Annotated in this window: 20 protein-coding genes; 9 read left to right on the top strand and 11 right to left on the bottom strand. The window is 65.1% G+C overall.

The annotated features are described in order from the left end of the window. The first annotated feature begins 87 nt into the window (after positions 1–87). The 3 genes from GGD63_RS35000 to GGD63_RS34990 all read left to right on the top strand — a co-directional run bounded on the left by GGD63_RS35000 (position 88) and on the right by GGD63_RS34990 (position 2,487). Positions 88–552 carry an Lrp/AsnC family transcriptional regulator gene (locus tag GGD63_RS35000; RefSeq protein WP_152102070.1) on the top strand — a complete coding sequence of 155 codons (465 nt, stop codon included), beginning with the start codon at positions 88–90 and terminating at the stop codon, positions 550–552. A 107-nt stretch (positions 553–659) separates the two neighbouring features. Next, positions 660–1,814 carry a PLP-dependent cysteine synthase family protein gene (locus GGD63_RS34995; RefSeq protein ID WP_183249092.1) on the top strand — a complete coding sequence of 385 codons (1,155 nt, stop codon included), beginning with the start codon at positions 660–662 and terminating at the stop codon, positions 1,812–1,814. Between the two features lie 112 nt (positions 1,815–1,926). Further along, positions 1,927–2,487 (top strand): carboxymuconolactone decarboxylase family protein, encoded by a 561-nt coding sequence (locus GGD63_RS34990; RefSeq protein ID WP_183249090.1) that lies wholly within the window; start codon positions 1,927–1,929, stop codon positions 2,485–2,487. Positions 2,488–2,552: 65 nt separating this feature from the next. Here GGD63_RS34990 and GGD63_RS34985 read toward each other — a convergent pair whose 3' ends face one another. Continuing rightward, positions 2,553–3,425, bottom strand: a complete 873-nt coding sequence (locus tag GGD63_RS34985; protein WP_183249114.1) for a hypothetical protein — start codon at positions 3,423–3,425, stop codon at positions 2,553–2,555. A 214-nt stretch (positions 3,426–3,639) separates the two neighbouring features. On the opposite strand from GGD63_RS34985, the gene GGD63_RS34980 reads away from it, so the two are divergent. Next, entirely contained in the window at positions 3,640–3,888 is a 249-nt protein-coding gene (locus GGD63_RS34980) for a hypothetical protein (RefSeq protein ID WP_183249112.1), read from the top strand. 7 nt (positions 3,889–3,895) lie between these two features. Here GGD63_RS34980 and GGD63_RS34975 read toward each other — a convergent pair whose 3' ends face one another. Then, positions 3,896–4,831, bottom strand: a complete 936-nt coding sequence (locus GGD63_RS34975) for an alpha/beta hydrolase (protein WP_183249088.1) — start codon at positions 4,829–4,831, stop codon at positions 3,896–3,898. A 154-nt stretch (positions 4,832–4,985) separates the two neighbouring features. Between GGD63_RS34975 and GGD63_RS34970 the strand changes: the two genes are divergently transcribed. Further along, complete coding sequence (locus GGD63_RS34970; protein WP_183249086.1) at positions 4,986–5,873, top strand: branched-chain amino acid aminotransferase; 888 nt, start codon at positions 4,986–4,988, stop codon at positions 5,871–5,873. A gap of 162 nt (positions 5,874–6,035) precedes the next feature. Here the strand turns inward: GGD63_RS34970 and GGD63_RS34965 are convergent, their stop codons facing one another. After that, the gene (locus tag GGD63_RS34965; protein WP_183249110.1) at positions 6,036–6,659 is read right to left on the bottom strand and encodes a trans-aconitate 2-methyltransferase; all 624 of its coding nucleotides are present in this window, start codon (positions 6,657–6,659) and stop codon (positions 6,036–6,038) included. Positions 6,660–6,770: 111 nt separating this feature from the next. Continuing rightward, the gene (gene phaR, locus GGD63_RS34960; RefSeq protein WP_183249084.1) at positions 6,771–7,361 is read right to left on the bottom strand and encodes a polyhydroxyalkanoate synthesis repressor PhaR; all 591 of its coding nucleotides are present in this window, start codon (positions 7,359–7,361) and stop codon (positions 6,771–6,773) included. A gap of 315 nt (positions 7,362–7,676) precedes the next feature. Here phaR and GGD63_RS34955 point away from each other — a divergent pair, with 315 nt between their 5' ends. The 3 genes from GGD63_RS34955 (at position 7,677) to GGD63_RS34945 (ending at position 10,867) form a co-directional block, all read left to right on the top strand. Then, positions 7,677–8,855: an acetyl-CoA C-acetyltransferase gene (locus tag GGD63_RS34955; protein ID WP_183249081.1), complete on the top strand. Its 1,179-nt coding sequence runs from the start codon at positions 7,677–7,679 to the stop codon at positions 8,853–8,855. Between the two features lie 252 nt (positions 8,856–9,107). After that, positions 9,108–9,833, top strand: a complete 726-nt coding sequence (phbB, locus tag GGD63_RS34950) for an acetoacetyl-CoA reductase (RefSeq protein WP_183249079.1) — start codon at positions 9,108–9,110, stop codon at positions 9,831–9,833. Positions 9,834–9,997: 164 nt separating this feature from the next. Next, on the top strand, positions 9,998–10,867 hold the full coding sequence (locus tag GGD63_RS34945; protein WP_183249077.1) for a DMT family transporter: 870 nt from the start codon (positions 9,998–10,000) through the stop codon (positions 10,865–10,867). A gap of 49 nt (positions 10,868–10,916) precedes the next feature. On the opposite strand, the gene GGD63_RS34940 is transcribed toward GGD63_RS34945, so the two are convergent. Further along, positions 10,917–11,339: a cupin domain-containing protein gene (locus tag GGD63_RS34940; protein WP_183249076.1), complete on the bottom strand. Its 423-nt coding sequence runs from the start codon at positions 11,337–11,339 to the stop codon at positions 10,917–10,919. A gap of 23 nt (positions 11,340–11,362) precedes the next feature. Next, positions 11,363–12,130: a hydroxyacylglutathione hydrolase gene (gloB, locus tag GGD63_RS34935; RefSeq protein ID WP_183249074.1), complete on the bottom strand. Its 768-nt coding sequence runs from the start codon at positions 12,128–12,130 to the stop codon at positions 11,363–11,365. Between the two features lie 108 nt (positions 12,131–12,238). Between gloB and GGD63_RS34930 the strand changes: the two genes are divergently transcribed. Further along, positions 12,239–12,985 (top strand): methyltransferase domain-containing protein, encoded by a 747-nt coding sequence (locus GGD63_RS34930; protein WP_183249072.1) that lies wholly within the window; start codon positions 12,239–12,241, stop codon positions 12,983–12,985. Between the two features lie 138 nt (positions 12,986–13,123). On the opposite strand, the gene GGD63_RS34925 is transcribed toward GGD63_RS34930, so the two are convergent. The 5 genes from GGD63_RS34925 to GGD63_RS34905 all read right to left on the bottom strand — a co-directional run bounded on the left by GGD63_RS34925 (position 13,124) and on the right by GGD63_RS34905 (position 20,283). Then, positions 13,124–13,912, bottom strand: a complete 789-nt coding sequence (locus tag GGD63_RS34925) for a DUF4167 domain-containing protein (RefSeq protein WP_183249070.1) — start codon at positions 13,910–13,912, stop codon at positions 13,124–13,126. A 461-nt stretch (positions 13,913–14,373) separates the two neighbouring features. Next, positions 14,374–15,252, bottom strand: coding sequence for a peptide chain release factor N(5)-glutamine methyltransferase (gene prmC, locus GGD63_RS34920; protein ID WP_183249068.1), 879 nt, complete (start codon positions 15,250–15,252; stop codon positions 14,374–14,376). Positions 15,253–15,259: 7 nt separating this feature from the next. Further along, positions 15,260–16,345 carry a peptide chain release factor 1 gene (gene prfA / locus GGD63_RS34915; RefSeq protein WP_183249066.1) on the bottom strand — a complete coding sequence of 362 codons (1,086 nt, stop codon included), beginning with the start codon at positions 16,343–16,345 and terminating at the stop codon, positions 15,260–15,262. 59 nt (positions 16,346–16,404) lie between these two features. Beyond that, on the bottom strand, positions 16,405–18,672 hold the full coding sequence (gene ptsP, locus GGD63_RS34910; RefSeq protein ID WP_183249064.1) for a phosphoenolpyruvate--protein phosphotransferase: 2,268 nt from the start codon (positions 18,670–18,672) through the stop codon (positions 16,405–16,407). A 354-nt stretch (positions 18,673–19,026) separates the two neighbouring features. After that, the gene (locus GGD63_RS34905) at positions 19,027–20,283 is read right to left on the bottom strand and encodes an aspartate kinase (protein WP_183249062.1); all 1,257 of its coding nucleotides are present in this window, start codon (positions 20,281–20,283) and stop codon (positions 19,027–19,029) included. Positions 20,284–20,413 lie beyond the last annotated feature (130 nt).

Genomic DNA, 20,413 nt, shown 5'->3' with positions numbered 1-20,413 from the left:
GGCCCAATATTGCCGATATTCTTGCATAACTTATGGCATCTGCTATTATTTATTCCGTATTAGTCCAAATTTATGGAAGTTTCTTCCATGGCTGCCCGGCTTGATCGCACTGACCTTAAGATCTTGAGATTGCTGCAAAATAACGGACGGCTGAGCAATGCCGAGCTGGCCGAAACCGTCGCGATCAGCCCCGCCACGTGCCACCGTCGCACCCAGCGCCTGTTCGAGGACGGGTTTATCGCCACGGTGCGCGCCATGGTCGCCCCGAAGAAGGTAGCGAAGGGGACGCTGGTGATGGTCGGCGTGGTGCTCGACCGCTCGACGCCGGAGAGCTTTGCCATCTTCGAGCAGGCGATCGCCAAGCTGAAATTCGTGCTCGACTGCCATCTCGTCGCCGGCGACTTCGACTACTTCCTCAAGATCCGCGTCGGCGACATGGAGGACTTCAACCGCATCCATGGCGAGCAGCTCATCGCGCTGCCCGGCGTGCGCCAGACCCGCACCTTCTTCGTAATGAAGGAAGTCGTCGACAACGCGCCGCTGGAGTTTTGAGCCAGAAGCGTTTTCCAGCGAAGTGGAAACCGGTTCGCGTCATAAAACGCGTCAAAACAAAATCCAGCGCACTTGATGCGCGATCCGCATCATGAGAGATTCACGCGATGCAGACATTCCCCTTCCGCCAGCACAATCCGGCCGCGCCGGCCTATCGGCGCGGCTGGGTCGACGAGGCCGTCGCCGCGATCGAGGCCGACCAGTGCCGCACCGCCGACACGCATCTGATCCGGCTGATCGTGCCGGCGCTATCAGGCATCGACATCTACCTGAAGGATGAATCCACGCATCCGACCGGCAGCCTGAAGCATCGCCTCGCGCGCTCACTGTTCCTCTATGCGCTCTGCAACGGCCATATCCGCGAAGGCACGCCCGTGGTCGAGGCCTCGTCGGGATCGACCGCGGTGTCGGAGGCCTATTTTGCGCAGATGATCGGCGTGCCCTTCTACGCCGTGATGCCGCGCACGACCTCGGCGGAGAAGATCGCGGCGATCGAGCATTATGGCGGCAACTGCCATCTGATCGACGACGGCCGCGCGCTGTATGCGGAAGCCGCCGCGCTCGCCGCCCGGCTGAACGGCCACTACATGGACCAGTTCACCTTTGCCGAGCGCGCCACCGACTGGCGCGGCAACAACAACATCGCCGAGTCGATCTTCACGCAATTGCAGGGCGAGCCGCGCCCGCTGCCGGACTGGATCGTGATGGGCGCCGGCACCGGCGGCACCTCGGCCACCATCGGGCGCTATCTGCGCTACCGCCAGTATCCGACGCGGCTGTGCGTTGCCGATGTCGAGTACTCCGCCTTCTTCGACTGCTTCCGCACGCAGGACCGTTCCCATGTCTGCGACCGCCCGTCGCTGATCGAGGGCGTCGGCCGTCCCCGCTGCGAGCCGTCCTTTGTGCCCGGCGTGGTCGACCGCATGATGAAAATCCCGGATGCGGCGACGATCGCGGCGATGAACGTGCTGTCGCGCCGGCTGCGCCGCGTGGTCGGCGGCTCGACCGGCACCAACTTCCTGGCAACGTGCCGGCTCGCTGCGGAGATGCGCGAGGCGAACGTGACAGGATCACTGGTGACGCTGATCTGCGATTCCGGCGAGCGCTACCGGCAGACCTACTATGAGCCCGCATGGTTGAAAGCACGAGGTCTCGATCCTGCGCCGTTCGAGGCGGCGCTGTCGTCGTTCCTCGACAGCGGGCAGCCCTTGGCGCTCGACGTCGCTGACGTTGTCAATCCGCAGGGAAGCGTCGAGGCCTGATAGCCGACGTCTCCGTGCGATTTGCAAAATGGCACGGTCGTCACGGCAACTTCACTTGCCATGTGCACGCACGCGGGCGACCGTTAGCTCTTCTCAACGAGGAGATCCTGTCGTGCGCCTCCCCATTCTCGATCCGAAAGACCTGAGTGCTGAACAGAAGCCGCTCTATGACGACATGCAGGCCGGTATCAAGGACCACTTCAAGGGTTTCGTGAACATGCGCGACGACGGCGCGCTGCTCGGTCCCTGGAATCCCTGGATCCGCGAGCCGCGCTTCGGTGGCCCGGTGTGGGAGCTGGTCAAGGCGATCGCGTCGAACCCGCTGCTGCCCGCGTCGGTGCGCGAGGTCGCGATCCTTGTCACCGGCTCGCACTTCCGCTCCGGCTACGAGCTCTATGCCCATGTGCTGGTGGCCGAGCAGCGCGGTCTCTCCGACGAGAAGCTCGCGACCATCGTCGCCGGCCAGCGTCCGGTGGACCTCACAAGGCAGGAGGCAGTCGCCTATGACATGGCCTCCGCCCTTGTGAGCGGCGGCGTGCTGCCGGAGCTGACTTATCGTGCTGCGGTGAAGGAGTTCGGCGAGCACGGCGCGGCCGAGTTGTCCTATCTCGTCGGCGTCTACTGCATGGTCTCGGTCACGCTCAACACGTTCGACGTGCCGGTGCCGGAATAGCCAGGCTTGTATTGTCTGAGCATGATCGTTTCGGAAAACCGCTGCGCACTTTTCCGGATCATGCTCTAATTGCGCACTGCATAGAGCGGAGTGCGCAGCGTCAGCTGGTAGGCCGGCTTCGGCGTCCACGCGATCTGCGCGGTGATGCCGAACAGGCGGTTGTCGTTGTCGTCCATGCGGTCGAGGTCGAGGCGCAGGGTCGGCTGGGTGAAGGACTCCGCCAGCGTTCGGCCTGCGAACTGCGCGCCGCCGAAAGACTGTATGCCGAGGCGTCCGGTGAACTTCCAGTTGCTCGGCCATTGATAATAGCCGCCGGCATAGAGGATCGTGTTTGGCCGGATACTGGCGAACGGGCTGGCGATGGTGGCGGTGGTATATTGCAGGCCGGCCAGCCAGCCCCGCGTCTCGTCCTCGTCGAGCGCATAATCGAATTCCAGGATATTGTTGAAGGAATTCGTCATGCCCTGCTCGTTCGGCACCGACTGCGTCAGGGTCGATTGCAGCGTGATGGTCGGGATCCTGCCGCCATTCTGCTGGTAAAGGTCGGCCTGCACGCCGATGTTCCAGCTGGTGATGTCGAAGGATAGCCAGCCGCTGCCGATATCCGCGGTCGAGCCCGACACGCCGCCATAGAGCGAGACGCGATCGCTGACGTCGACGGTCAGCGGCAGGTCGACGGCGATGGCCTTTGCCGCCGGCAAGCCGTTCGGCAGCGTCGTGCCGCGCCGTATCGCCAGGGATTGGAATGCGGCCGACAGCGAGGTGTTGCCGAAGCCGAGCCCGAGCGTGCCCGCCGGGATCGCCGCATAGATGGTGCGCAGGTCGAGATAGATGTTCGGCACCGCCAGCTTTGTCGGCTTGTCCTCCTCATCGTCGGCCGCGAAGGCGACGCCTGCCGGGATCGCCAGACAAAGCAGCCCCGTTGCGGCAGCGCGCAAGATCGGACGACGGGATTGGCTGCGATGGGGCACGTGACGATCCGACGCGTGGCGATTTGATGGCGAAGCCGTTGTTAGATGGAACGTGATTGCTTTCGTGGTCAAGCGCTATCCGCAGGCGATGGACGACGCTGATGCACGCGGTTACCCTGCCGTGATCGCACTGACACACTCGCCCGCCGCAGTGCGGGCCGGACAATGGAGGACGACAGCCATGAACACGTCACGCCGCATCCTGCTCACTGGTCTGGCGGGGCTCGCTGTTGCTCCGACCGCCGTTGCCGCCGCTGTACCGTCGGCCGAACCCGCCGACGTGACGGTCGCCGAAGAGAGTTTCGCGCGCACGATCGCGGCCGCGCATGCGCCCGATATCACCTGCGCGCGGCAGGCCGAACGCTACGCGGACGCGCACTGGCCGGAGTATGTCGTGGCTGCCAGGGCCGTGCTCGGCGCGCGGGCGTGATTCGCGCTTATTTCTCCACCGCCCGCCGCACCTGCTCGCCGATCTGCGACAGCACGAGCTGCGCCTGCGGCAGGATCGCGCCCATGGCGTGGAAATTGTGGACCATGCCGTCATGGCAGACGTGCTCGACGGCGACGCCCGCGGTGAGCAGCTTGCGCGCATAGGCATTGCCCTCGTCGCGCATCGGGTCGAACTCGGCGGTGTGGATGATCGCGGTCGGCAGGCCTGTGAACCTGCTCGCGCGCAGCGGCGAGATGCGCGGATCGGCGGCGTCGACGTCGCCGGGCAGATAGTCGGCAAGATCGGCTTCGATCGTGATGCGATCGATCAGATGGCCCTCGGCAAACTCCTCGCGTGAGGGCGAGGTCTCCTCGAAATCCAGCACCGGGCAGATCAGGCATTGCGCCACGATGGAGAGGCCGGCGTTCTGCAAAGCCTCCTGGCACACGATCGCCGCCAGTGTGGCGCCGGCGGAATCGCCGCCGACCACCAGCCGCTCGGCATCGATGCCGAGGGAGGGCGCCTCTCGCGCGACCCATTCGGTCGCGGCGATCGCATCGTCCACGGCAGCGGGAAATTTGTGCTCGGGCGCGAGCCGGTAGTCGACCGAGACCAGGCGGCATCCGGTTGCGTGCGCAAGCGCCGCGGCGATGCGGTCATGCGTGGCAATGCTGCCGGCAACGAGGCCTCCGCCATGGAAGAACACGAAACCCGGCGCGGGTTCGCCGGCAGAAGCGGGTGAATAGAGCCGGTAGGGAAGCTCGCCGCCGGGACCGGGCAGCATGCCGTCGGATGCCGTCACGTCAGGCGCCTCAGCGCGCGCGAACTGCATCAGCTTTGCCAGCGATTGCCGGCGTGCCTCCACACTGGGCCGGCTTCGCGCTTGCGGCCCAGCCGCAGCCATCATGGTCAACAAACGCTTTGCGAGCGGATCGAGCGGCATGGGGCACTCCGTATCGTGGTCGATATTATAGCCGGTTTGCTCGGTCTTACCCTCCCCTCGAGGGTCCTCAAGGGGAGGGTGTCCAAATCCCGCAGCAAATCGTTTAGAAATTGGGACAATAGTGCCCGGATAATTCTTACGGGGGAGGCCGGTCATGGCCGAGATCAAGAAGGCAATCGAATATTCGCCGAGCTGGACCTTCTTCGAGGGCAAATGGCATGACGGCAACGTGCCGATCATGGGGCCGCGCACGCATGCGGCCTGGCTCGGCTCGGTCGTGTTCGACGGCGCACGCGCGTTCGAGGGCGTCGCACCCGATCTCGACCGGCACGTCGCCCGTGCCAATCAATCCGCGATCAATTTCGGCCTGAAGCCGGTGGTCGATACCGACACCTGGCTGACGCTCGCGAACGAAGGCATCGCGCGCTTTGCGGCAAATGCCGAGCTCTACATCCGCCCGATGTATTGGGCGCAGAACGGAAGCGGCGGCGGCGTGCTGTTCGACCCCGAGACCACCAATTGGTGCCTGTGCATCTACGAGGCGCCGATGCCGAAACCGGTCGGCAACGCGATCACGCTGTCGCCGTACCGCAGACCGACGGCCGAATGCGCGCCGGTGGAAGCCAAGGCGGCCTGCCTCTATCCGAACAATTCGCGGGCGCTGGCGGAAGCTGCCGCGCGCGGCTTCCAGAATGCGCTGATGCTCGACATGCTCGGCAATGTCGCCGAGTTCGGCAATTCCAACGTGTTCATGGCCAGGGACGGCGTGGTGTTCACGCCGGTGCCGAACGGCACCTTCCTCAACGGCATCACGCGCCAGCGCGTCATCAGCCTGCTTCGCGGCGACGGCGTCACCGTGGTCGAGAAGACGCTGCGCTATGCCGACTTCCTCGCCGCCGACGAGATCTTTTCAACGGGCAACTTTGCAAAGGTCGCGCCGGTGATCCGCATCGACGAGCGCGAGGTGAAGCCGGGGCCGTTCTACACCAAGGCGCGAAAGCTCTATTGGGACTTTGCGCATGCGGTGAAGCTGGCGGCATAGGTCTCGCTGCTTCCGCGTACTCCGTCATTGCGAGCGCTTTCGCGGCACTCACTCCGCTGTCATCGCCCGGCTTGACCGGGCGATCCAGTATTCCAGAGACGGCTGTGATTCCACGACAAGCCGCGGCGTACTGGATGCCCCGGTCAAGCCGGGGCATAACAGCTACTTTTTGGCTGCGTTTTTGAACCGGCTGAACTGAAACGCCTGCGTCGAATGCCATGGCGTGTGGTGCGTCTCGCTCCGTGTCTCGACCAGCTCGAACGCCGGCCCGAGCTCCGCCGCGAGGCTCGCGCTGTCATGGCGCTGTACCGGCAGGCCGCTGCATTTCTCCGGGCCGTCGGGCGCAAACGTCGCGATGATGACTTGTCCGCCGGGGCTGACCGCCGATCGCAGGCGCTCGACGTAGGCCGCTCTGTCATCGGGATCGGTGAGGAAGTGAAACGCCGCGCGATCGTGCCAGACATCGTAGGTCCTGGTTGGCCGCCATGTCATGGCGTCGGCGACGATCCAGTCGATCGTTGAAGCGGCCTGACCGATGCGCTTCTTCGCCACATCGAGCGCGTTGGCGGAGAGGTCCAGCACGGTGAGACGACGGTATCCGTCCTGAAGCAGCGCGTCGACCAGCCGCGATGCGCCGCCGCCGATATCGATGATGGCCGCATCATGATCGGCGTTGGCTGCCCGAATCATCGCGAGCGAGATCTCAGGGCTATCCTGATACCAGCTGACCTCGGCCTCGCCCTTGGTGGCGTAGACGTTTTCCCAGTGCGTCCTGCGATCAGGCATGGTGGCTCCGGCCTTGGCCGGGGACGGCAGCGCGTAAGCGGTGCCGCCGGGATCAACTGGCAAGTCGCGCGCCCGCCGCATGCGGACGCGCCAGCACACGAAACGAAGGACCTATTCGTCCTTCTTGGACATCCGCTCGAGGCGCTCCTGCATTTCCTTCATCTGCTGGCGCAGATCGTCGATGTTGCTGTCCTTCGGCGTCTCGGCGCTTGCATCCGGCTCCGGCTCCGGGCTGGTCGCCGGGCGGGGCGCGGCGAACGGCTTGAACATCGAGAAGGTCTGCTGGAACAGCTCCATGTTGCGGCGGACCTGTTCCTCCAGCGGCGCGAACGGCGTGCCGGACAACGTGTTGGCGATCTGCTTGCGGAACTTCTCCTGCTCCTGGGTCAGCGTCGCGATCGACTGCTCCAGATATTTCGGCACCACCATCTGCATGCTGTCGCCGTAGAAGCGGATCAGCTGGCGCAGGAAGGTGGTCGGGAGCAGGTTCTGGCCGGCCTTGTTCTCCTGCTCGAAGATGATCTGAGCCAGCACGGAGCGGGTGATGTCGTCGCCGGTCTTGGCGTCGTAGACCAGGAAATCTTCGCCGTCCTTGACCATGGCGGCGAGGTCTTCCAGCGTCACGTAAGTGCTCGTTCCGGTGTTATAGAGCCGGCGGTTCGCGTATTTCTTGATCGTGGTGGGTTGGTCTGATTTCGCCATGGGCTCTCACTTGCAAAAACGCTGAGAACGGGAACCCGGCGGCTATGCCGCAGGGCGGGAAGAGTACGCAACGCAACAAAATAAGCATTTTCAAAGGGGGCACGCTACCGTTTTGTGCGCCACGGTTAATCGGGCAGCAAAAACCTGCTTGCGAAAGCGCCAAGAACGCTATTTTGAATGCGTTGCGGCATGAATTCGGTCCCCCGCCGATTGACATGCCTCAACGACGTTAACAGGATGGCTGACGAGACTGGCGAGCGTTTTTCCAGCCCCGCCTGCCCCTTCACAAGAACCTCAAGCCCCAGGAGATGCCCCATGTCAGACGATGTCGTCATCGTCAGCGCCGCCCGCACCCCGGTCGGAAGCTTCAACGGAGCCTTCGCGACCCTTCCTGCCCATGACCTCGGCGCCATCGCCATCAAGGCCGCGCTGGAGCGCGGTGGCATCGAGCCCGGCCGGGTCTCGGAAGTCATCATGGGTCAGATCCTGACCGCGGCCCAGGGTCAGAACCCGGCCCGCCAAGCCTCGATCGCCGCCGGTATTCCGGTGGAAAGCCCGGCCTGGGGCGTGAATCAGCTCTGCGGCTCGGGCCTGCGCACGGTGGCGCTCGGCTACCAGGCGCTGCTCAACGGCGATTCCGAGATCGTGGTCGCCGGCGGCCAGGAATCCATGAGCATGGCCCCGCACGCGCAGTATCTGCGCGGCGGCGTCAAGATGGGCCCCGTCGAGTTCGTCGACACCATGATCAAGGACGGCCTGTGGGATGCCTTCAACGGCTACCACATGGGCAACACCGCCGAGAACGTCGCGCGGCAGTGGCAGATCACCCGCGCTCAGCAGGACGAGTTCGCGGTCGCCTCGCAGCAGAAGGCCGAAGCCGCTCAGAAGGCCGGCAAGTTCAACGACGAGATCGTCCCCGTCACCATCAAGACCCGCAAGGGCGACGTGGTCGTCAGCGCCGACGAATATCCGCGTCACGGCGCGACCCTCGATGCGATGGCCAAGCTCCGTCCTGCCTTCGAGAAGGACGGCACGGTCACCGCAGGCTCGGCGTCGGGCATCAACGACGGCGCTGCAGCCGTGGTGCTGATGACGGCAAAGCAGGCCGCCAAGGAAGGCAAGAAGCCGATCGCGCGCATCGTGTCCTGGGCGCAGGCCGGTGTCGATCCGAAGATCATGGGCTCGGGCCCGATCCCGGCCTCGCGCGCCGCGCTGAAGAAGGCCGGCTGGAACGTCGGCGATCTCGATCTGATCGAGGCCAACGAGGCCTTCGCGGCGCAGGCCTGCGCCGTCAACAAGGACCTCGGCTGGGACACCTCGAAGGTCAACGTCAATGGCGGTGCGATCGCGATCGGCCATCCGGTCGGTGCCTCCGGCGCGCGCGTGCTGGTGACGCTGCTGCACGAGATGCAGAAGCGCGACTCGAAGAAGGGCCTCGCCACGCTGTGCATCGGCGGCGGCATGGGTATCGCGATGTGTCTGGCGCGCGACTGAAGGTCGCTGACGTGAAGCTGACGCGTGCGCCGCACACCTGATTGAGTGCGTTGCACGCGACTAAAAAGGCAGCGGTTGCAAATCAAATATTCTTCGCAACCGCGCAGGCCTCGACTAAATACAAACGCCCGGCTCAACGCCGGGCGTTTTGTTCTTGATGTCCGTCAAACGTCCCGCATAATCCTCGGCTAAAAACGATCACTCAGAAGTGCTCGAAGAGTCCAAGGAAGAGTCCAAGGGAAGGAATTCGATATGGCACGTGTTGCACTGGTGACGGGTGGTACGCGGGGCATCGGAGCTGCGATCAGCAAGGCGCTGAAGGCGGGCGGCTACAAGGTCGCGGCAAGCTATGCCGGCAACGATGCGGCGGCGGAGAAGTTCAAGGCCGAGACCGGCATCGCCGTCTACAAATGGGACGTCAGCAGTTTCGACGCCTGCGCCGAGGGCGTGAAGAAGGTCGAGGCCGAGGTCGGCCCGATCGACGTGCTCGTCAACAATGCCGGCATCACCAAGGACGGCGCCTTCCACAAGATGAGCCTCGAGCAATGGAACGCCGTGATCGGCACCAATCTCGGCTCGCTGTTCAACATGTCGCGCCAGGTGATCGAAGGCATGCGCGGGCGCAAGTTCGGCCGCATCATCAACATCTCCTCGATCAACGGCCAGAAGGGCCAGTTCGGCCAGGTGAACTATTCCGCGGCGAAAGCCGGCGAGATCGGCTTCACCAAGGCCCTGGCGCTGGAGAATGCCAAGGGCGGCGTTACCGTGAATGCGATCTGCCCCGGCTACATCAACACCGAGATGGTGCAGGCGGTGCCGAAGGATGTGCTGGAAAAGGCTATCCTGCCGCTGATTCCGATCGGCCGCCTCGGCGAGCCCGAGGAGATCGCGCGCGCGGTCGTGTTCCTCGCCGCGGACGAAGCCGGCGCCATCACCGGCTCGACGCTGACGGTCAACGGCGGCCAGTACATGGTGTGATGCGATCGCATCACGTTCGATCATATAGTTGACTTCGTCATGCCCGGGCTTGTCCCGGGCATCTTGCCCTGTCATTCCGGGGCGCCGCGACGGCGGCGGACCCGGAATCTCGAGGCTCCGGGTCTGGCGCTAAGTGCCATCCAGGAACGACGAGGCCTTCTGCAATGACTCCCCGCACGGCGACGCTGATCGGATTGACCGCGATCCTGATGTGGTCGCTCCTTTCTGTGATGACGGTGGCGACCGGAAGGATCCCGGCGTTCCAGCTCGCCGCGATGACGTTTGCGATCGGTGGACTGGTCGGCCTGCTCACCTGGATCGGCCGCGGTGATGCCGCGAAAAGCCTGCGCCAGCCGCTGGTGGTATGGGCCGTCGGCGTCGGCGGATTGTTCGGCTATCACGCGCTGTATTTCCTCGCGCTGCGCTTCGCGCCGCCGGCGGAAGCCGGCCTGTTGAATTATCTCTGGCCACTCCTAATCGTGCTGTTCTCGTCGTTCCTGCCGGGCGAGCGGCTTGCCGTGCACCACGTCATCGGCGCCGTGCTCGGCCTCATCGGCACGGTGCTGCTGTTCGCCGGCAACACCAGCGGCTTTGCGCCCGGAGCTGTGCCGGGACTGATCGCGGCCTTCATCGCCGCCTTCGTCTGGGCCACCTATTCGGTGCTGTCGCGCCGCTTGAAAGCGGTGCCGACCGACGCGGTCGCGGGCTTCTGTCTCGCCACCGCTGCGCTCGCCGCATTGATGCATGGCCTGCTTGAAACCACCGTGTGGCCGGAGACCACGCTGCAATGGCTTGCCGTGATCGCGCTCGGCATCGGTCCGGTGGGCGCCGCCTTCTACGCCTGGGACATCGGCATGAAGCGCGGCGACATCCGCGTGCTCGGCGCCGCCTCCTACGCGACGCCGCTGCTCTCGACCGGCTTCCTCATCGCCGCCGGTTTTGCAAAAGCCAGCGCCAACATCGCCATCGCCGCGGTCCTGATCGCCGGCGGCGGTCTGATCGCGGCGAAGGACATGGTGCTGAGGAAGCGATGATTGTCATTCCGGGGCGCGCGGAGCGCGAACCTGGAATGACTGCGTGGAGCTACGGCTCCCAGCCCTTCGGAGCGAGCTCGAACTTCGCGAACTCGAACGCTGGCGCCACGGTGCAGCCGACCAGTGTCCACTCGCCCGTGGTCTCCGCCATCTGCCAGGCATTGGCCGGCACGATTCCCTGGGGCCGCTCGCCGCCGATGAGATCGGTGCCGAGCCGCACCTCGTGCTGCGAGCAGCCGTCATGGGCGATGCGCAGCATCAAGGGGCTGCCGGCGTAATAGTGCCAGGTCTCGACCGCATCGATGCGGTGCCAGTGCGAGCGTTCGCCGCGCGCGAGCAGGAAATAGATCAGGGTCGAACGCGAACGCCCGTTGGCGTCCGTGGTCTGGTCGCGGAACGTCTCGCGATAGTGTCCGCCTTCGGGATGCGGGCGGAGTTCGAGGCGTGCAATGATCTCGGCTGCGGTCGGCATCGATCCCCGTCAGGACTTGTTCTTCAGGACTTGTTCTTGCGCTCGCGGAGTTCGCCGAACACCATGGCGGCATCCGCGCCCTTCATGTGGAGCCTGGCCGCAACGGAGGGCTCATCGGCGCGCAGGAACACGTTCGCCCGCTTCTCGTCACCAAGCAGCGAGGGAATGGTCGGCTTGTTCTCGGCCCGGAGCCTCGTGACCTCCGCCGCGCGCGCCTGCAGCGCCGCGTTGTCGGGGTCGACGGTGAGGGCGAACTTGACGTTGGACGCGGTGTATTCGTGGCCGCAATAGAGCTTGAAGTCGTCGGGCAGTGCCCGCAGCTTCAACAGCGAATCCCACATCATCGGATAGGTGCCCTCGAACACGCGGCCGCAGCCGATCGAGAACAGCGTGTCGGCGGCGAACACCGTCTTCTCATTGTCGAACACGTAGGAGATGTGGTCGAGCGTGTGGCCGGGCGTCTCCACCACGCGCGCCAGCAGATTGCCGATCCTGACCACGTCGGCATTGGCGACGCGCAGATCGACGTTCGCGATCTTAGTCGTCTTGTCATGCGGCGCGACGACGCGGCAATTGTATTTCTGCTTGAGTTCGGCGACCCCGCCGACATGATCGCCGTGATGATGGGTGATCAGGATGTCGGTGAGCTGCCAGCCCTCGCGGTCCAGCGCCTTCAGGATCGGGCCGGCCTCGGGCGCGTCGATCGACGCCGTCGCCTTGGTTTCCAGATCGTGGATCAGATAACCGAAATTGTCGTTTAAACAGGTGAAAGTACGAATTTCGGCGGCCATGACCTCTCCATCGCGCTCAGCCCCGCCAGACAGATATGGCGTTAAAGTTGCCCAGGCAATGCAATATTCCGCGCGCAGGCGTGCCCTCGCGCATGTTACATTGCCGTCATGACCATCGACGTCGTCGACCTCCGCGAATTTTATTCCCGTCGCCTCGGGATTGTGGCGCGGCAAATGATCAATCGCGGCATTCGGCAGCGCTGGCCGGGCGCCGAGGGCCAGCGTGTGCTCGGTATCGGCTATCCGACGCCCTATCTGGGGTTGTTCCGGGAAGATGCCGAGCGCTGCCTCGCCTTCATGCCGGCGGCCCAGGGTGTCCTGAAATGGCCGACGGGACGGCCGGCGCTGGCCTCGCTGGTCGATGAATTCTCGCTGCCGCTTCCCGACGCCGCGGTCGACCGTGTCCTGCTGGTCCATGCGCTGGAGATGTCGGACGATCCGGCCGCGCTGCTGCGCGAGGTGTGGCGGGTGCTGTCGGGCTCGGGCCGCGTCATCGCGGTGATCCCGAATCGGCGCGGCGTATGGACCCGCACCGACAGCACGCCGTTCGGTCACGGCCGGCCCTACTCGCGCTCGCAGATCACAGATCTGTTGCGCCAGACCTGGTTCACGCCGACGGCCTGGGGCGAGGCGCTGTTCATGCCGCCCTATGCCGGCGGCTGGGTACTGAGATCCGCGCAGATGTGGGAGCGTGCCGGGGCGGCGCTGTCGTTGCCGTTTGCGGGTGTGCACATCGTCGAGGCCACCAAGCAGGTCTATCGCGCGATCCCCGCCAAGCGCGAGCGGGCACGGCTGATTCCCTCGCTGGCCAAGCCTGTGCTGGTGCCGTCCTCGACGACGGTGACGCGCAGCTAGCTTCACCTCTCGCTATGGGAGAGGTGGTCTGTGGCCGGAGCGCTGATCGCTGCAGCCAATGCACAATCGTCAAAAACAAATCGTCCCGGCGAGGCCGGGACGATTCAGGTCACAAAATCAGAGAAAATCGGAAGAGGCTTACTCGCCCGAGGCGACCTCGTCGCTCGACGCGGCGGGAGCCGCTTCACGCTCGGGACGCGGCCCATGCGGCCGGCGGCGCCGCCGCGGATAGCGCTCGCTGCCGCCACCGCTACCGCCACCACCCTCGAAGCCGCCCTGGCCGCCATTCACCTGCGGCTGTGCGCCGGTGATGAAGGAGGGCAGGCGGTCGACGCTGCCGGCATCGGCGATGACGGGCTGCGGCTGGTTCTGCGGTTGCGGCTGCGGCTGATATTGCGGCTGCGGACGGTGGTCGCGTTCGCGATGCTCGCGCGGTTGCTGATTGTCGCGCTGATAAGGCTGCTGATTGTCGCGCTGCTGGTGATCACGCGGGTGATGATCGCGCTGGCTGTCGCGGTCGCGCATGAAGGGCTGCTGCTGCGGCGGCTGCGGAACGAAGCCCGGCTCCTGGCCGAACGCCGAGAAATTCTCGCCGTCGTCCTCACTGTAGTCGCCGCTGGTGTTGCTGATAGGCTCGTCGCCGCGCGGCTGCTGGTTCTGGCGGAACTGCTCCTGGGCGGCCGCGATCAGGCGGAAATAATGCTCGGCGTGCTGGTAGTAGTTCTCGGCTGCAACGGGATCGCCGGAGGAGCGCGCATCGCGCGCGAGCTGGAGATACTTTTCAGCGATATGCGAAGCCGTGCCGCGGATCTTGATGTCGGGTCCGTTGGACTCGTAGACCCGGGTCATCGGGTTCTGGCCGCGCCGGTTGTTGTTGTTATTGTTGTTGCGGTTGCGCATCCGCTGCTTGTTCTGACCGTTTCTCATGTCCTGCCTTTAATTCCAGCCCTAAAGGTTGCACGCATTACTGATTGCTGAGACTGACCTGGTGACAGCGGCTCACATCGCTCGTACGCACCGCGCACCAGAACGGATTGAGCCCTGCCAATGTTCGTCGACCGTCGCGTTCAACAAAGACGCGTTCCCCACCCGCCAGCATTGATTGCCAGCGAACCATTCATTTCGCCTGCCGAAACAAGCCCAGCTTTCTTGCGTAAGTCTTCAAGCGCAATATCAGGCTTTCGTTCACGTTGCGGTCGGAGAGCAGCGCAGCTCACTGGCCATCGCGCTCAACAGGACCTGCGGCTTGGAACCTTCAAATCAGTAAAGCTCTCGCCCGAGAGCCCGGCTTTCACCCGTAGGTCTACGGGGCCGGCACCGATGTGTTGACCGGAACGTAGTCGTTCCCAAGCGATATTCCAAGAGCTTTTTACAGACCAATCCGGCTTTTATGGGGGCATTTTTCGGGCCGAAACGGCCCGTGGGATACCCGCCAAATCGGCCTTCGGCGGCCTGTCCACCACCAACGCGGCAGCGGCCATCAAGGTTTCAATGTTCCGAGCCTGGCCCTGTCCGGCCTCGACGATCAGCGCACCGCCGGGGGCGAGGCGCTCGGCCGCCTGCGGGATCAGGGCGCGGTAGGCGTCATATCCGTCATTGCCGCCATCGAGCGCCAGATGCGGATCGTGCTCGCGCACCTCGATGCTCAATTTCGGAATCTCGGCCGAGGGAATATAGGGCGGGTTCGACACGATGAGGTCGAACGGACCTGACAGCGCCGCCAGATAGGAGCAGGCGATGAAGGCGGAACGGTTGCCAAGGCCGAGGGCTGCGGCATTGCCCCGCGCGGTGCCGAGCGCGGTGAGGCTGAGATCGGTGCCGACGCCGAAGGCATCGGGAATCTCGTGCAGCAGCGCGAGCAGGATCGCGCCTGAGCCAGTGCCGATGTCGGCGATGCGGGGCCGGTGGATCTTCTGCTCGCGAAAAAGCTCGAGCGCGCGCTCGACCACCGTCTCGGTGTCGGGCCGCGGGACCAGGGTCGCCTCCGAAAGGCGAAACGGCAGGCCCCAGAATTCGCGCGTGCCGAGAATGCGCGCCACCGGCTCGCCCGCGATCCGGCGCTCTGCATATTGCGCGAGCTGCAACGCCTCGGCGTTCGTGACCAGCCGTGCCGCCTGTGCAACGAGGCCGGTGAGATCGAGGCCGAGCACCGCACTGATCAGGATGCGGGCGTCGAGTTCGGCTTCGTCGAGCTGTGCGGACCGCAATTGCGCCGCCAGCGCGCGGCGCGCGCGCTCGACGGATTGGCCGGTGAAGGGGCTGCTCACGCGTCCGTCACGCCGCCACGCCTTGCGCGGCGAGCTGCGCGGCCTGGTGCTCGGTGGTCAGCGCGTCGATCAGTTCTCCCAGCGCTTCGCCGGCGATCACCTGCGGCAGCTTGTAGAGCGTCAGGTTGATGCGGTGGTCGGTGACGCGCCCTTGCGGGAAATTATAGGTGCGGATGCGCTCGGAGCGATCGCCGGTGCCGACCTTCTCCTTGCGCTCGGCGGAGCGCGCGGCGTCGACGCGCTGGCGCTCGGCGTCGTAGATGCGCGAGCGCAGGATGTTCATGGCCGAGGCGCGGTTCTTGTGCTGCGAGCGGCTGTCCTGCATCATCACCACGATGCCGGTCGGGATGTGGGTGATGCGGATCGCCGATTCGGTCTTGTTGACGTGCTGGCCGCCGGCACCTTGCGCGCGCATGGTCTCGATCCTCAAGTCGTCGTTCTTGATGTCGACGTCGACATCCTCGACCTCCGGCAATACCGCCACCGTCGCGGCCGAGGTGTGGATGCGCCCTTGCGTCTCGGTGTCGGGCACGCGCTGCACGCGGTGCACGCCGGATTCGAATTTCAGCTTCGAGAACGCGCCGCGGCCCTGCACCTCGGCGATGATTTCCTTGTAGCCGCCGACGGTGCCTTCGCTCGCCGAGATCACCTCGACCTTCCAGCCCTGCAGGGCAGCGAAGCGCTCGTACATCCGGAACAGGTCGCCGGCGAACAGCGAGGCCTCATCGCCGCCGGTGCCGGCGCGGATTTCCAGCACCACGTTGCGGTCGTCCATGGCGTCCTTGGGCAACAGCGCGACGCGGATCTTCTGGACCAGCTCCTCGATCCTTGGCGTGAGCTCGTCGCGCTCGGCCTCTGCCATGCCCCGCATCTCGGCATCCGTCGCGGGATCGGCGATCAGCGCCTCGGTATCGGCGAGCTCCTTGACGGCGGACCGGTAGGCCTTGACCGCCTCGATCAGCGGGGTGATCTCGGCCAGTTCGCGCGTGATCTGCACATAGCGCTCGGAGGCCAGCTGTCCGAGCGATTCGGCCTCGAGAGAGGCATGATGTGCAAGGAGCACGTCCAGTTTGGCTTCGGGGAGTGGCGACATCGGTTCAGTCTCAAAGGGCGGAAGGAGGCGAGGGCGGCGGGGAGCGGGCGACAGGCCCGCTACAACGCAAGGCCCTCGGCCTCGGCAAATTCCGTCAGCTTCTGCCGGATCGAGACGCTGCCCGCAGGCGCATCCAGCAGAGGGTTGAGCATCGCTTCGGCCTTCTTTGCGTCGAGATCGAGCACCATTGCCTTGACCGGGCCGAGCGCGGTCGCCGAGAGCGACAGCGAGCGATAGCCGAGCGCGATCAGCGCCAGTGCCCCGATCGGCTTGGAGGCCATCTCGCCGCAGAGCGAGAGCGATTTCTGCGCTGCTTGCGCCTTGCGCGCGATGTCGCGCAGCGCGCGCAGGATCGGTGCCGACATGGTGTCGAAGCGCTCGGAGACCTTGGCGTTGCCGCGGTCGACCGCGAACAGGAACTGGAACAAATCGTTGGAGCCGACCGAGATGAAGTCGACCTTCTTCAGCAGCTCGTCGAGCTGGTAGAGCAGGGCGGGCACCTCGACCATGGTGCCGATGTCGATTCTTTCAGGCAGCGTGTGGCCGTGCTGGCGCAGATATGTCAGCTCGCGCTCGACCAGCGCCTTGGCCGAATCGAATTCGGCGACCTCCGAGATCATCGGGAACATGATGCGCAGCGCGCGGCCGCCGCCGGCGCGCAAGAGCGCGCGGATCTGGCCGCGCAACAGGCCCGGACGGTCCAGCCCGAGCCGGATCGCGCGCCAGCCGAGCGCGGGATTTTCCTCGATCACCGCTTCCATGTAGGGCAGCGCCTTGTCGCCGCCGATGTCGAGGGTGCGGAAGGTGACGGGCTTGGGGCCCGCGGCATCCAGCACGGTGCGATAGAGCGCGAGCTGGTCGCTGGTGCGTGGCAGGCTCTGGCCGACCATGAACTGCAGCTCGGTGCGGAACAGGCCGATGCCGGCGCTGCCGGTATCCTCGATATGCGGCAGGTCGATCGCCAACCCTGCGTTGATCATCAGCTCGACCTTCTGGCCGTCTTTGGTGACGCAGGGCCGGTCGCGCAGCGCGAGGTACTGTGCCTGGCGGCGGGCGCGGAAGCGCACGCGCTCGGCGAAGGCGGCCTCGATCTCCTGCGAGGGACGCACATAGATCGAGCCGGACGTGCCGTCGACGATGATGGCGTCGCCGGGATCGGCGATGCCGGGTGCGTTCGGCACCTCGCCGACCGCTGGAATTCCGAGCGCGCGTGCCACGATCGAGACATGGGAATTGGCGGTGCCTTCCTCCAGCACGATGCCGCGCAGGCGCTTGCGGTCGTAGTCGAGCAGCGCCGCGGGACCCATCGCGCGGGCGATGACGATGGCATTGTCGGGCAATTGCTCGCGCGACGGCGCGTGGTCCTGGCCGACCAGCTGCCGCATCAGGCGATAGCCGAGATCTTCCAGGTCGTGCAGCCGGTCGCGCAAATAGGGATCGGTCGAGCGCAGCATGCGCGCGCGGGTGTCGGATTGCACGCGCTCGACCGCGGCTTCCGCGGTGAGGCCGGTGGCGACCGCCTCGTGCAGCTTGTGCGACCAGCCCTGGTCGTTGGCGAACATGCGGTAGGCTTCCAGCACCTCGCGGTGCTCGCCGCCCTCGGCGACGTCGCCGCGCTCCAGCATGCGGTCGAGATCGGCGCGCAGCTTGGCGAGCGCGGTGTCCAGCCGCTTGATTTCCTTCGGCAGGTCCTCGGCGATGTAGTCCTTGATGACGACGCGCGGCTCGTGCAGCACGACATGGCCGAGCGCGATGCCTTCCGACAGGATCGCGCCGACCTTCTGCGCCGAATGGCGCGCGGCCGGCTCCAGCCCTGGCTGGGCCAGCGCCGACAGCTCGCCGGAGGCGATCAGCTCGGCCAGCACCATCGCGGTGGTCTGCAGCGCCTCGAGTTCCTCTTCGACATAGTTGCGCTTGGCGCGGTTCTGCACCACCAGCACGCCGAGCGTATTGCCCGCGCGCAGGATCGGCACGCCGAGGAAGGAGTGGTAGATTTCTTCGCCGGTCTCGGGACGGAACGAGAAGGCCGGGTGGCTCTGCGCATCGCTGAGGTTGAGCGGCGTCGCCTCGCTGGCGACGAGGCCGACCAGGCCCTCATGGGCGCTGAGCACGGTATGGTGCACAGCCTCGCGGTTGAGACCTTCGGTGGCATAGAGCTCGAGCGTGTTGTCGACGCGCAGCACGTAGACCGAGCACACCTCGGCCACCATGTTGGCGGCGATCAGCACCACGATCTTGTCCAGCCGCTCCTGGGCCGAGACCTGCTCCGCCATGGTTTCGCGGAGCCGTCTCAACAAGACGCGGGGACCTCCCGACGCGCTCCGCATGTACCGTCAATCTCCTCCGTCTGCCAGGGCCGAAAGGGCCCGCGGCGGCTCGCCCGAAATCCAGAAAAACAACAAATTTGCTCGTCCGGCGCCGGCCCCGGGCGGTTGCCGGAGCCGAATCAGCACCGCCTGAACTGGGGCACAGTTTCCGGCAGCCCACCCTGTCCGCGTATAGCGAATTGGGGCTTGTTTTGCCAAGCAAAACGCCTGCCAAACGCGAAGGTGTGTACACCTTCGCGTTTGCTGCGACCGCTAAGAGAAAATTAGCCTAAGCATGGTCCGGAAAAGTGCGAAGCGGTTTTCCGGAAAGACCATGCTCAAACGACAATCTGAAGCGCGACGACGGGTCGCGCTTTAGGTCTGATCGAGGCCGTAGAGCGTATGCAGGGTGCGCACCGCCAGCTCGGTATAGGCGGTGTCGATCAATACCGAGAATTTGATCTCGGAGGTTGTAATGGCACGGATGTTGATATTCCGCCCCGCGAGGGCCGAGAACGCCTGGGCGGCGACACCGGCGTGGCTGCGCATGCCGCTGCCGATCACCGAGATCTTTGCGACGTCGGTGGCGGTATCGAGCCGGGCATAGCCGATCTTGGCCTTGGCAGCGGTAATCGTGTCCTTGGCGCGGGTGTAGTCGGCGGCCGGCACCGTGAAGGTGAGGTCGGTGGTCTTGCCGTCCTCGGAGACGTTCTGCACGATCATGTCGACGTTGATGTTGGCTTCCGCCAGCGGGCCGAAGATCGAGGCCGCAACGCCCGGCTTGTCTTCGATCTGGCGCACCGAGATCTGGGCCTCGTCCTTCGAAAAGGCGATACCGGTGACGACGTGGTTCTCCATGATCTCCTCCTCGCCGCAGATCAGCGTGCCGGGCGGCTGGTTGGCATGCGGGTCGATATCCTCGGGCTTGTCGAAGCTCGAGCGGACGAAGATCGGCATGTTGTGGACCATGCCGAGTTCCACCGAGCGGACCTGGAGCACTTTTGCGCCCTGCGAGGCCAGTTCCAGCATGTCCTCGAATGCGATCTTATCAAGCCTTTTGGCTTTCGGCACGATTCGCGGGTCGGTGGTGTAGACGCCATCGACGTCGGTATAGATGTCGCAGCGGTCCGCCTTGACGGCTGCGGCGACCGCCACGGCCGAGGTGTCCGAGCCGCCGCGGCCGAGCGTGGTGATGCGGCCCGTCTCGGGGTTGATGCCCTGGAAGCCGGCGATGACGGCGACCTCCTTGCGCTCCTGGAAGCGCTTGATGATCTCGCTGCCGTCGATGTCCTCGATCCGGGCCGAGGCATGGGCGTCGCTGGTCTTGATCGGGATCTGCCAGCCCTGCCAGGAGCGGGCCTGGATGCCCATGCCCTGCAGCACGATGGCAAGCAGGCCGGACGTGACTTGCTCGCCCGAGGCGACGACGGCGTCGTATTCGCGCGCATCGTGCATCGGCGAGGCCTCGGTGCACCAGGCCACCAGCTCGTTGGTCTTGCCCGACATCGCCGAGACGACCACGGCCACCTCATGGCCGGCGTCGACCTCACGCTTCACATGGCGTGCGACGTTGCGGATGCGTTCGATGTTGGCGACGGATGTGCCGCCGAATTTCATCACGAGGCGGCTCATGACGACGCGTGCATTCCCTCATAAGGATCAGTATGGTGACCCGCACCTGACGGGTGCCTGCGGACACCGACCGCGCGTATACAGAGCGGCGGGGCCGGGGGCAAGCGGGTTCCTGCGGGGGCATGGCGGG

Source organism: Bradyrhizobium sp. cir1 (assembly GCF_014198245.1).
Classification (GTDB): domain Bacteria; phylum Pseudomonadota; class Alphaproteobacteria; order Rhizobiales; family Xanthobacteraceae; genus Bradyrhizobium.
The sequence above is the reverse complement of the archived record's forward strand: the minus strand, read 5'-3'. Positions and strand labels throughout refer to the sequence as shown.